11 protein-coding genes are annotated in these 11,505 nt (G+C 67.3%); all 11 read right to left on the bottom strand.

The annotated features are described in order from the left end of the window. Positions 1–24: 24 nt before the first annotated feature. The 11 genes from JQ572_RS11805 to JQ572_RS11855 are packed head-to-tail and all read right to left on the bottom strand — an operon-like array spanning position 25 to position 11,505. Positions 25–909 carry an amidohydrolase family protein gene (locus JQ572_RS11805; RefSeq protein WP_211383174.1) on the bottom strand — a complete coding sequence of 295 codons (885 nt, stop codon included), beginning with the start codon at positions 907–909 and terminating at the stop codon, positions 25–27. Continuing rightward, the gene (locus JQ572_RS11810; RefSeq protein ID WP_211383175.1) at positions 906–2,027 is read right to left on the bottom strand and encodes a vWA domain-containing protein; all 1,122 of its coding nucleotides are present in this window, start codon (positions 2,025–2,027) and stop codon (positions 906–908) included. Before JQ572_RS11810 ends, JQ572_RS11805 begins: the two co-directional genes overlap by 4 nt. Then, complete coding sequence (locus tag JQ572_RS11815) at positions 2,024–2,905, bottom strand: AAA family ATPase (protein ID WP_211383176.1); 882 nt, start codon at positions 2,903–2,905, stop codon at positions 2,024–2,026. Before JQ572_RS11815 ends, JQ572_RS11810 begins: the two co-directional genes overlap by 4 nt. A gap of 10 nt (positions 2,906–2,915) precedes the next feature. Further along, a complete protein-coding gene (locus tag JQ572_RS11820; protein WP_211383177.1) occupies positions 2,916–3,938 on the bottom strand; it encodes a xanthine dehydrogenase family protein molybdopterin-binding subunit in 1,023 nt (340 codons plus the stop codon). After that, positions 3,939–5,528, bottom strand: coding sequence for a xanthine dehydrogenase family protein molybdopterin-binding subunit (locus JQ572_RS11825; protein ID WP_211383178.1), 1,590 nt, complete (start codon positions 5,526–5,528; stop codon positions 3,939–3,941). A gap of 13 nt (positions 5,529–5,541) precedes the next feature. Then, entirely contained in the window at positions 5,542–6,018 is a 477-nt protein-coding gene (locus JQ572_RS11830; RefSeq protein ID WP_211383179.1) for a (2Fe-2S)-binding protein, read from the bottom strand. A 6-nt stretch (positions 6,019–6,024) separates the two neighbouring features. Continuing rightward, entirely contained in the window at positions 6,025–6,843 is an 819-nt protein-coding gene (locus JQ572_RS11835) for an FAD binding domain-containing protein (RefSeq protein WP_211383180.1), read from the bottom strand. Position 6,844: 1 nt separating this feature from the next. Further along, complete coding sequence (locus tag JQ572_RS11840) at positions 6,845–7,288, bottom strand: SRPBCC family protein (protein ID WP_211383181.1); 444 nt, start codon at positions 7,286–7,288, stop codon at positions 6,845–6,847. Positions 7,289–7,291: 3 nt separating this feature from the next. After that, positions 7,292–7,729, bottom strand: a complete 438-nt coding sequence (locus JQ572_RS11845) for an SRPBCC family protein (RefSeq protein WP_211383182.1) — start codon at positions 7,727–7,729, stop codon at positions 7,292–7,294. A gap of 9 nt (positions 7,730–7,738) precedes the next feature. After that, complete coding sequence (locus tag JQ572_RS11850; protein WP_211383183.1) at positions 7,739–10,645, bottom strand: flotillin family protein; 2,907 nt, start codon at positions 10,643–10,645, stop codon at positions 7,739–7,741. A 26-nt stretch (positions 10,646–10,671) separates the two neighbouring features. After that, on the bottom strand, positions 10,672–11,505 hold the full coding sequence (locus JQ572_RS11855; RefSeq protein ID WP_211383184.1) for a phosphoenolpyruvate hydrolase family protein: 834 nt from the start codon (positions 11,503–11,505) through the stop codon (positions 10,672–10,674).

Genomic DNA, 11,505 nt, shown 5'->3' on the forward strand with positions numbered 1-11,505 from the left:
CCTCCCTATCCTGTTTATTGTCCGTCAAAGTCGATAGACGCGCGCGGCGGTGCCTCGGAAGATCGCGTCCCGTTGCTCGGCGCTCAGCGACGCGGCCGCTCCGTGAAATGCGTCGACGAGCTCGCGATAGCTGGTCCACAATTTCTCGATCGGAAAATTGGAGCCGAACAGGCAGCGCTCGGCGCCGAAGATCGCGACCGTGTCGGTCACGACGGCGGCGATATGCGCGGGGTCGTTGCGATGGATGAAGGTGCCGAGCCCCGACAGCTTTGAGACCACGTTCGGACAGGCCGCCAGCCGCGCCATGCCGGCGCGCCAGGCTGCGCGGCCGGCGGGCGAGAGGTCCTCGAGCATGCCAGCGTGCTGGAGGATGAAGGTCACCTTGGGACAGGCTTCGGCGAGCTGCGCCGCATCCGGCATCTGTGGCGTGAAGACCTGCAGATCAAAGCTCCAGCCATAGTCTGCGAGGTGCGCAACATTGCCGCGCACCGTAGGGTCGACGCAGAGATTGGGCTTTGCCGCGAAGCGATAGAGCGGGTTCTCGTGCCAGTGCAGCTGCATGCGCGTGCCGCGCACGAGCCGATAGCGCTTGAGGCGGTCGAGCTGCGGGCGGACGTCATCGGCGGCGAAATTGGCGTAGGCGACGATGGCGTGCGGCCAGCCGTGCACGTCGGCGGTCTGCTGCACCCAGGCGGCCTCGTCCTCGAAACGGTCGTTGGCCCAATTGGTCTGGACGTAGACCGAGCGGGTGACGCCGGTGCCTTTGAGATCGTCGAGATATTCCTGGATGGGATAATCGCGCCGGATCGGCTCGTAGGGTCCGAAGATGCGCGGCTGCATGGGACCGCTCAGCCAGGGCAGATCGGCCTGTCGCCAGATGTGGTGATGTCCGTCGACAATATCAGTCACGCAACTCTCCTTCGTCCCAACGCCAGTACGTGCGCGACGATCGACGCGCTCGATCCGCCGTCGACGAGGTCGTCGACATAGCGTTCGATCGCAGCCAGCGCTTCCGTCTGCGGGCGAAAGCCCGGGCCCGTGGCGAGCGGCGTCAGCCAGCTCAGGCGCCAGGCACGGCGCGACAGTTTCGCCACTGCGTCCCGCAACGCATCGGGCTCGCCGCGTTCCAGACCGTCCGAGACGACGACCACGGCCGCCCCGCGCGCATAACCGCCGAAGCGGGGCACCGCGAGGAAGGCTTGCAAGGCGTCGCCGATCCGGGTCCCGCCGTCCCAGTCGCTGACGAGATGGGCCGCCGCATTCAACGCTTGCTCACGACGCTTCAGCCGCAGCGCGCGTGTGACCCGGGTGAGCCGTGTGCCGAAGGTGAAGACCTCGACGTTGGGCGCGGCCTGAACCAGTGCATGCGCGAGCCTGATGTTCTCCTCGGTCCGGCTCTTCATCGAGCCGGACACGTCGATCAGGAGCAGGATCTTTCGGGGGCGCTGCCTGCGCTTCAGGTGGCCGAGCCGCAGGATCTCGCCGTCGCTGCGGACGCTCTCGCGCAAGGTGCGGCGCAGGTCCGCAAATGGACCGCGGCGGGCGCGCATGCGCCGGTGGCCGCGCCGCCGCGGCAGGCGCCTCGGAGCCTCGCGGGCCAAACGGCGGAGCGCGTCGGTGGTTGAGAGCTGGGCGAAGCGACGCTCGACCAGCGCCTCGGTGCGGGTCGCGGTCAGGCCGGAGTCATTGGCGTCGTCGGAAAACAGCGGTTCCTCGTCGCCGCGACCTTCCTCCTGGAGACGGACGGTCTCGTCGTCCTCGCCGTCCTCGGCATGCTCGACGGCCTCGCTGCCGCGGAAGTGCAGATCGAACAGGCGGTCGAAGGTGGCGCGTCGCTCGGGGGGCGGGGCGAGGGTGGCGAGCGCCGCCTGCCTGATATCGCCCAGGTCGCGCGGGCCGAGCAGTTCGATGGCAGCGAGAAACGCAGTGGTCTGCTCCGGCGCCACGGCGAAGCCGTTTGCGCGCAGCAGCGTAACGAAGGAGATGAAGATGCGGGCGGCGCGCGGGAGCTGGTTCTCGGTGCTCATGCGGTCGCCTCCGCCAGCAACGCGTCGAGCCGTGGCGACATGAAGTGCAAATCTTCCTCGTCCTTCAGCGCCACGCCGATCGAGCGTTTGAAGGCGTCGGGCCAGCGCGCGCCGCCGTTGTGCAGCAGCGTCGCCGCCTCGGCCCAGTCGACGGCCTCCGCGATCCCGGGCGCCTTGCTTAGCGGCTCGCGTCGCAGCTTTTCCACCGCGGCGACGACGGCGCGCGCGGTGGCTTCGGCGACGCTGGAGGCCCGCATCATCACGATACGCGCCTCGCGCTCGGCGGTGGGATAGTCGATCCAGTGATAGACGCAGCGCCGCCGCAACGCTTCGTGCAGGTCTCGGGTGCGGTTGGACGTCAGCACCACGACCGGGCGCTCGGTGGCGCGCACCGTGCCGCGTTCGGGAATCGAGATCTGGAAGTCCGACAGGAATTCGAGCAGGAAGGCTTCGAATTCCTGGTCGGCGCGGTCGATCTCGTCGATCAGCAGAACGGTGGAGTCGGGTGCACGAAGCGTGGCCAGCATCGGCCGCTCGATCAAAAAGGTCTCGCCGTAGATGTCGATGCTTTCGTCGCCGGCCTGGCGGATCGCGAGCATCTGACGCGGGTAGTTCCATTCGTAGAGCGCGGCGGAGGCATCGATGCCCTCATAGCATTGCAGCCGGATCAGCCGGCGGCCGAGCACCGCGGCGATAGCCTTTGCGGCTTCCGTCTTGCCGACACCCGGCGCGCCCTCGAGCAACAACGGCTTGCCGAGCGCAAGACCGAGATAGGCGGCGGTCGCAAGACCTTCGTCGGCGAGGTAATAGGCCGCGCGCAGCGCCTTCTCCAGCGCCTCCGGACTGTCGATGCCCACGATGTTGCTGCGGACCGCCATGGACCAGACCTCAGCGCCGCGCCTGCGGCCGCGGGCCGCCCTGGGACTTGATCGCGCGCAGCACTTTCTCCGGAGTGATCGGCAGATCGTCGATGCGTACGCCGACGGCGTTGAAGATCGCGTTGGCAACGGCCGGCAGCACGGGATTGGCGCACATCTCGCCGGGGCCCTTGGCGCCGAACGGCCCATCGGGAGCAGGGCGCTCTAGTACGGCGATGTCGTGCGGACAGATGTCGCCCGGTCCGGGCATCAGATATTCGACGAAGTCGCGGGGGCCGTGAGAGGGATCGGGATAATACGGCTCCGGCGTCTCGTAGAGCGCGTGGCTGACACCCATCCAGGCGCCGCCGACGAGTTGCTGCTCGACCAGCCGCGGGTTGAGCGCGCGGCCGAGCTCATAGGCGGAGTCCATCCGCACCATTTCGACTTCGCCGGTCTCGTCGTCGACCTCGACCTCGGCGACCAAGCAGGCATGCGCATAGCAGGTTGCCGGCGACATCTCGCCGGTCTCCGGATCGACGTCGGACAGAGGCACGAGGAAGATGCCGCGACCCGAGATCGTCTTGCCCTGCTTGAACTGGGCGGCAATGGCGACGTCCTTGGTCGAGATCGAGCGGTGCGGCGCCCCCTTGACGTGGATGTTGCCGCGTCCGTCGGTTTCCAGGTCCGCGGCGTTGACCTCGAGTTCCTCGGCGGCAGCCTCCATCATCACGCCGCGCGCCTCGCGTGCCGCCGCCATCACCGCATTGCCGACGCGGTGCGTGCCGCGCGAGGCGAACGAGCCCATGCAATGCGGCCCGGTGTCGGAGTCCGCCGTGTCGACATAGACGTCTTCGACGGGCACGCCCAGCGTCTCCGCGCAGATCTGGCGCGTCACCGATTTCATGCCCTGACCGAGGTCGATCGAGGACAGTGCCACAGTGAACTTGCCGCTGGGGTTGGAATGCACCAGCGCCTGGCTGGGGTCGCCTCCGAGGTTCATGCCGATGGGATAGTTGATCGACGCGATGCCGCGTCCGCGATGCCGGGTCATCTAGCGCCTCCTTGTGCCGAAGACCGAGGAAAAACGGGTCGCGCCATGCGACGGCGCGGCCGGTCGCGGCGAGGGCGGCGGAGCCGGGGGAGGCGGATCGCGCGGTGGTTCGCGGGTGACGGTAGGTGGGAGCCGGTCGTAGCTCGTACGCTGCTGTGCGGGCGCCGGTGGCCGCGCGTGCGAATCTGTCGGCGTCGGCGGGATCACGGCGCGGCTGCCGCCGCCGTCCTTGCGCGAGGATGCCCGCCTGAATTCATCGCGGATCGGCCATTTGGCCTTCTCGGCAGCAACCTGGACGCACTCGATCAGCGCGGTGTTCTTGGCCTCGCGCCGGTGCGCCTTCATGTCGCCGTCGCGATAGGCGTTGAGGATGCGGAACTCCATCGGGTCCATGCCGACGAGGTTCGCGAGCTTGTCCATCTGGCACTCGATCGCAAAATCCATCGCGGTGACGCCGAAGCCGCGCATGGCGGTGGCCGGCGTGCGGTTGGTGAAGACGCAGTAGACGTCGCCATAGACGTTCGGGATCGTGTAGGGGCCCGGCAGGTGTGCGGCGCATTTCACGGCGGCGTAGCTGGAGAGCCGCGTATAGGCGCCGCTGTCGAAATAGGCCCGGATCTTTCGCGCGACGACGCGGCCGTCGCGCATCACGCCGTCCTTGACGTAGATGCGCTCGGCGCCGCGCGGCGGACCGTATTGCATCTCCTCCTCGCGCCCGAACACGTAGCGTACCGGCCGCCCGGTCAGCATCGCGCCGAGAATGGCGAGCGGCTCGGTCAGCGTGTCGACCTTGCCGCCGAATCCGCCGCCGACCGTGCCGCCGATGAAGTGGAAGGTGTTGGAGGGGACGTCCAGGATCTTGGCGCAGGTGTCGACCGAGAAGAACAGCGCTTGCGTCGAGGTGTAGACCACATAGCGGCCGTTGGTGTCGGGCGCGGCGATCGCACCGTTGGTTTCGGTCGGCGCGTGCTCGATCGGCGACATCTGGTAGCGCTGCTCCAGCACGTGATCGGCGGTCGCGAGCGCCGCGTCGGCGTCGCCGAAGCGCAGCTTCTGGTGGTCATAGGTCTCGTGATAGGTGAAGGTGTTCCTGGGATAGGTCTCGTTGACCACGGGCGCGCCTGGCTTCAGCGCATCCTCGACGTCGAACACGGCCGGCAGCGGCTCATAGTCGACCTTGACCTTTGCAATCGCCTCGAATGCTTCGCGTTCGCTGTCGGCAACGATGGCGACGATCGGCTCGCCCTTGTAGCGGACCTTGTCGACCGCGAGCGACGGCTCGTCGTCCTTGCCGAAATTGATCAGGCTGAGAAGCGTGTTGAGGTTGCGCGGAACGTCGCTGCCGCGGATGATCCGGCGCACGCCGGCCGAACGCTCGGCTTCCGTGGTGTCGATGAGGCGCAGCCGCGCATGGGCCTCGGTCGAGCGCACGACCTTCAAATGCAGCATGCCCTGAAGTTGATGGTCGTTGAAATAGCTCGACGTGCCCGTGACGTGGCCGAGCATGTCCTGACGCTGCGTGCCCTTGCCGATTTCCTTCAGATTATCGTCGCGTTCGTCGGCAAAAATGTCCTTGCGCAGTTCCAGCATGGTGGACGTCCCCTTACGCGCTGGCCCGGCCGCCCGCGGCGGCAAGGATCGCATTGATGATCGGCTCGTAGCCGGTGCAGCGGCAGATGTTGCCGGAGATCGCCTCGACGATTTCGGCGCGGCTCGGAGCGGGGTTCCGGTCGAGCAGGGCCTTCGCGGCCATCAGCATGCCCGGGGTGCAATAGCCGCACTGGGCTGCGAAGTGGTCGGCGAAAGCGCGCTGGAGCGGATGCAGGTTCGGACCCTGCTTCATACCGTCGAGTGTTTCTATGGAACGGCCCGCGACCGTCTCCGCCAGCGTCAGACAGGACAAATGCAGCTCGCCGTCGATCAGCACGCTGCAGGTGCCGCAGCCGCCCTGGCCGCAGCCGAACTTGGGCGTCATGTCGCCGATCAGCTCGCGCAGCGCGACCAGGAGATTGGTGCCGCCATCGACGAAGATCGCGACGTCGCGGCCGTTGTGGCGAAATTGCACGGGTATTTTGGGCATGGCGATCTACTCCTGGCCGGACAAGAGGCGACGCAGGTGCACGCCGACGATCTCGCGGCGATACCAGGCGCTGCCGAGCGCATTGTCCGCCGGGGATGTTCCTTCGCCAGCGGCGGAAGCCGCGGCTGCGATCGTGCCGACATCCAGTGAACGCCCTTCCAGGGCACGCTCTGCCGCGCGAGCGCGGATCTGTGTCGGCGCCATCGAGCCGAATGCGATGCGTGCGCCGGCGATGCGGCCGCCCGAGATCGGCAGATGCGCGGCGATCGTGATGACGGAGCCGCCCTTCGGCTTGATCCGGGCGATCTTGCGATAGCGGAACGCCTCGCTGCTCGCCGGCCGGGTGCAGGACACCGACAGGACCAGAGTGCCGGCCTGCCGGTCGCGCGCCTGAAGAAATTCCTCGATCGGAATGTCGCGCGAGCCGAAGCCGCCTTGCACGGCCACGGTGGCCTCGAGTGCCAGCAGTGCCACGGTGAAATCGCCGTAAGGGGTTGGCGCGAACAGGTTGCCGCCGACCGTACCCATGTTCCGCACGGCGGGCCCGCCGATCGAGCGGGCAGGGGCGTGCAGGAAGGCGAGATCGCGCTCGGCGAGGATCCGCGCGAAGGTGACGCCCGCACCCAACAAGACCCGAGGGCCCGATGCATCGATCCGGGTCAGCGCCTGGTCACTGGCGCGGACGACCGTCGAGACCGAGACGTCGCCCTCGTTCAGCGCCCGCATCACCAGGGTGCCGCCACCGAGATAGCGTGCGCCGCGGTCCGAGGACAGCGCTCCGGCCGCTTCACTGGCGCTGGCGAAAGTTTTCACGATCACGGCCATGCTAGGCGGCCTCCTTCAGATGGCGGCGGATCGCCTCGAATCCGGCCTGGTAAATGTCTTCCGCGACCATGTGGGTGATGCGGTCCTTGTCTTCCGGCTTCGTCGTGAAGCGCGACTCCCAGTGCCAGAAGGTGCGGTCGCCGTCGGTCACCGGCAGCAGGCGGACATGAGCGACGTAATTGAACATCGGGATCGGGGTATCGAGCAGGCAATAGCTGAAGGTCTGTTCGAGATCGGACAGCGCCAGCAGTTGTTCGCGCAGCTCAGAGCCGTCCTTGAGCTTGAAGCGCCTGACGCAGCCGATCCTGTCGGGAGACTGCGCCCGTTCGATGGAGGACGTCGCCACCGCCGGGTGCCAGCGGTCATGCCCGTTGAAATCGCGCAGCACCGACCAGGCCGCGTCGGTCGGCGCGTCCAGGATGGTGCTCTTGACGATATGCGGCACCGCTCAGCCTCCAAACACGCGCTTGAGGGCGTCGAAGCCGCCCTGGAACACGCCGCCGCCGATGTTGCTGACGAGCTCGGTCTCCCGCCCGGGCGGGCAATCGAACTCGGCGGTCCATTCCATGAAGGTCTGGTCGCCGTCGGTGACCGGCGTGAGGCGCAAGGTCGCGACGTAGTTCTCGACGCCCATCGGGGATTCGAGGATCGAGTAGGTGCAGAACATGTCGTAGTCGGACAGGCCCAAAAGCTTCTCGCGGATGCGGTCGCCGTTACGCAGGCGAAAATCCCTGACGCAGCCGATCTTGTCCGCAGGCTCGCCCCCCTCGATGCGGCTTTCCGCGATCGCCGGGTGCCAGTTCGGTAAGCCGTTGAAGTCGCGGACCCGCGCCCAGACGCGGTCGTTGCGCGCATTGACGACGGTGGAGACGTAGACGCGGGGCATAGCCTGACCTCAGCTCTTTTTCCGCGGACCGCGCTCGGCCGGCGGTTCGCCGCCGCCCTCGGCTGCAGGCGGGGAGCTGGCCGGCTTGTCGCCGCCACCGCCGCCTTTGCGCGCGGACTCCTTGATGCCCTGCATGTCGCGGGCCTCCCGGATCAGGCCCGGCATCTTCGCGAGGCTGCCGCCCTCGACGCCGATGTCCGCCAGGAGCGAGTCGATCAGCGGCGCCTGCACGCGGTAGCGCAGGGCGGAATCGATTACCTCGTCGGTGGCGCTGCGGCCGCCGTTGCCGCCATGGCCGTTGCCGTTGAGGCCGTCGACCTGGAGGATACGGATGCCTTCGATCTTCTCCATCGGCTTGACGCTCTCGCGGACGATGCCCTCGATGCGGTCGAGCAGCTTGCGGCGGAACAGCGAGTAGCGCGCCTGGTCGGTAAGGACGTTCTCGGCTTCGTTCAGCATGCGCTGCGCTTCGGCCTCGACGGCGGCCCGGACGCGCTCGGCTTCCGCGGCGATGCGCGTTTCCTCGGCCTGCTTCTCGGCGAGCATCACCTCGACGGTCCTGCGCCGCTTGGCGATCTCGCTCTCGCGCGCGGTGATGACGCGCTCGGTCGCCTCTGTCGCCCGCATCCGTGCCTCCTCGGCCATCGCCTTGGCTGCGGATTCTTCCAGCGACTTCTGGTGGATGGCGATCGCCTTCTCCATCAGGACCGTCTCGACCTCCTTCTCGCGGTTGACCTCGAGCTTGCGCAGTTCGCGCTCGCGGCCGACGCGGGCTTCGTCGAGGCCGCGATCCGACGCAATGCGCGCGCGCTCGACCTCCTCGCGGGAGGCGATCTCGGCCTCCTGGAGCGATTGCACGCGGGCGACCTCGAGCTGCTCGATGGCGCGGCGGCGCTCGATCCGGGCGGCTTCGAGCGCCTGCTCGCGGGAGACGTCGGTGGTCTCGACCTCCTTGCGGGCGACGATCTCGGCCTGCTTGACCTGGCGATCGGCATCGATGCGCTCGGAACGCTTGGCCGAGAGGGCGATGACGCGCTCCTCGTCGGCGATCTCGATTGCCCGCTTCTGCTCGATGTTGAGCACTTCACGCTTCTTGGACGAGGTGATCCGTTCGGCTTCGAGGGCGAGATCAACGGTGATGCGCTGGCGCTCGATGGCGTCGCGCCGCTTCAGCTCGGCCGCCTCCAGCACGCCGGTGCGCTCGATCTCGAGCGAACGCGTGTCGCGCTCGGCCTGGATACGCTCGGCCGCAACCGCCTTCTCCTGCGCGATGCGGGCCGCCTCGATCGCTTCGCGGGAGGCGATGTCGGCTTCCTCGACGGCACGGTTGCGAGCGATCTCCAGCGAGCGGACGCGCTCTTCCTGGGCAATGCGCGAAGCCTCGGTGGCCTCGCGCGCGGCGATGCCTGCCACCTCCAGCGACTGGTTGCGCTCGATCTCCAGCTGTCGCGTGCTCTGCTCGGCGGCGATGCGCTCCGCGGCAAGCATTCGCTCGCGGGCGATGCGGGCGGCCTCGACGGCGCGCTGCGCCTCGATCTCGGCCTCCTGGATGGTTCGGACCTGCTGGATCTCCAGGGCGCGGGTACGCTCGTCGGAAGAGATGCGCTCGACGTTGACGATCATGGTCTGGGCGATCCGTGCCTTTTCGGTGGCCTCGCGCGCGGCGATCTCGGCCTCGTCGACGGCGCGGGTGCGCTCGATCTCGCGACGGCGCGTCTCCTCCTCATTGGCGATACGCGCATCGGTGACGACGCGGTCCTGCTGGATGCGGGCCTTCTCGATCGCCTCGCGGGCCGCGATCTCGGCTTCCTCGACGGTGCGCATCCGCTCGATCTCGCGCTGGCGGACCTCGCGCTCCGACGCAATCCGCGTCGTGTCGATCGAACGCTGGTTGGCGATCCTGGTCTTCTCGATCTCCTCACGCGCCAGCAGCTCCTTCTCCTCGATGGTACGCGTGCGCTCGATCTCCTTCTGGCGGGTTTCCCGCTCGGAGGCGATGCGGGCTTCGGCGATCGCCTGCTCGTTGGCGATCCGCGAGCGTTCGATGGCTTCGCGCGCCGATATCTGGGCCTGCTCGGCCTCGGTCTCCCGCAGCGCGCGTTCGCGGGCCACTTCCGTGCGCTGCAGCGCACGGCGCATCTCGATGTCGCGTTCCTGCTCCAGCCTCGCGGTCTCGCTCTCGCGCTCGATGTCGAGCGCCTGCCGCTCGGCTTCGAGATTTCGGGTGCGGATCCTGATCATCGAATCCTGCTCGATATCGTTGCGCAGCTTCCGCTTGGCCTCGATGTCCTCCATCAGCCGCGTCAGACCTTCGGCGTCGAAGCGGTTCGACGGGTTGAAGAATTCGAGATCGGTCTGGTCGAGGTCGGTGATCGCGACCGACTCGAGCTCAAGTCCATTCTGGGCGAGCGCCTCCGCCGCATTGGTCTTGACGCGCGCGACATAGTCGCCGCGCCGCTCGTGCATCTCCTCCAGCGTCATTTCCGATGCGACAGAGCGGATCGCGGAAATGAACTTGCCGGCCAGCAGCGCGTGCAACTGCTCCGGCTCCATGGTGCGGCGACCGAGCGTCGCGGCCGCGATCGAGACGGCTTCGCGGGTTGCCTGGACGCGGACGTAGAAGTCGGCCTCGATGTCGACGCGCATGCGGTCGCGGGTGATGACCGCATCCTGCCTGGAACGCACGATGCCCATCGGCAGCACGTTCATGTTGACGGGCGTGTAGTCGTGGATGAAGGGCAGCACGAAGGCACCGCCGTTGATCACCACGCGCTCGCCGAGGAAGCCGGTCCGGACGAACGATACCTCCTTGGAGGAGCGGTGGTAGAGCCAGTTGACGATGTAGACGCCAACCACGATGACGATGATCGCGACGATCAGCCAGAGGATGAGCTCGCCGACCAGGATCCCTGACATGTTTCTCTCCCTCAACCGTTCCGGCGTTATCGCGCGCCGATCGCCTTGAATTTGCGTACCTGGTCCGTCAGAGCCCGCTCGACCGGCAGCCGCTCCATCGAGGAGGCGCCGTAGAAGCCGTGGCAGTAGCGGGTGTTCTTCATGATGAAGTCGGCATCCTCGGGATCCGCGATCGGCCCGCCATGGGCGAGCACCAGAATATCGGGATTGACGCTGAGCGCGGCCGAAGCCCAGGTGTCGATGCGCGCCGGACAGTCCTTCAGCTTTGGTGCGGTCTGCGCGCCGATCGTGCCGCCGGTCGTGAGCCCGAGGTGGCAGACGATGATATCGGCGCCGGCGATCGCCATCGCGGCGGCTTCCTTCTCGCTGAAAACGTAGGGCGTCGTCAGCAGATCCTTCTCGCGCGCCTTGGCGATCATGTCGATCTCAAGCGCGTAGGACATGCCGGTCTCTTCGAGATTGGCGCGGAAGACGCCGTCGATCAGCCCGACGGTCGGAAAATTCTGCACGCCCGCAAAGCCGAGCGTCTTCAACTGGTCAAGGAAGACGTCCATGTCGCGGAACGGGTCGGTGCCATTGACGCCGGCGAGCACCGGTGTCTTGCTGACCACGGGCAGAACTTCGCCGGCCATCTCCAGCACGATGGCGTTGGCGTCGCCATAGGGCATCAGTCCTGCAAGCGAGCCGCGCCCCGCCATGCGGTAGCGGCCGGAATTGTAGATGACGATGAGATCAACGCCGCCGGCCTCTTCGCATTTGGCTGACAGGCCGGTGCCAGCGCCGCCGCCGACGATAGGCTCGCCGCGCTTCGCCATCTCGCGAAACCGCCTCAGGAGTGCTGCGCGTTCAAACCGGGCCAT

This window comes from Bradyrhizobium sp. SZCCT0153, from assembly GCF_018129995.1.
GTDB classification, from domain to species: domain Bacteria; phylum Pseudomonadota; class Alphaproteobacteria; order Rhizobiales; family Xanthobacteraceae; genus Bradyrhizobium; species Bradyrhizobium japonicum_G.

Excerpts from the sequence above, each read along its gene's own strand:
- JQ572_RS11825 (WP_211383178.1), bottom strand. The coding sequence starts at position 5,528 with ATGCTGGAACTGCGCAAGGACATTTTTGCCGACGAACGCGACGATAAT.
- JQ572_RS11855 (WP_211383184.1), bottom strand. The coding sequence starts at position 11,505 with ATGGCCCGGTTTGAACGCGCAGCACTCCTGAGGCGGTTTCGCGAGATG.
- JQ572_RS11835 (WP_211383180.1), bottom strand. The coding sequence starts at position 6,843 with ATGGCCGTGATCGTGAAAACTTTCGCCAGCGCCAGTGAAGCGGCCGGA.
- JQ572_RS11830 (WP_211383179.1), bottom strand. The coding sequence starts at position 6,018 with ATGCCCAAAATACCCGTGCAATTTCGCCACAACGGCCGCGACGTCGCG.
- JQ572_RS11815 (WP_211383176.1), bottom strand. The coding sequence starts at position 2,905 with ATGGCGGTCCGCAGCAACATCGTGGGCATCGACAGTCCGGAGGCGCTG.
- JQ572_RS11820 (WP_211383177.1), bottom strand. The coding sequence starts at position 3,938 with ATGACCCGGCATCGCGGACGCGGCATCGCGTCGATCAACTATCCCATC.
- JQ572_RS11810 (WP_211383175.1), bottom strand. The coding sequence starts at position 2,027 with ATGAGCACCGAGAACCAGCTCCCGCGCGCCGCCCGCATCTTCATCTCC.
- JQ572_RS11850 (WP_211383183.1), bottom strand. The coding sequence starts at position 10,645 with ATGTCAGGGATCCTGGTCGGCGAGCTCATCCTCTGGCTGATCGTCGCG.
- JQ572_RS11845 (WP_211383182.1), bottom strand. The coding sequence starts at position 7,729 with ATGCCCCGCGTCTACGTCTCCACCGTCGTCAATGCGCGCAACGACCGC.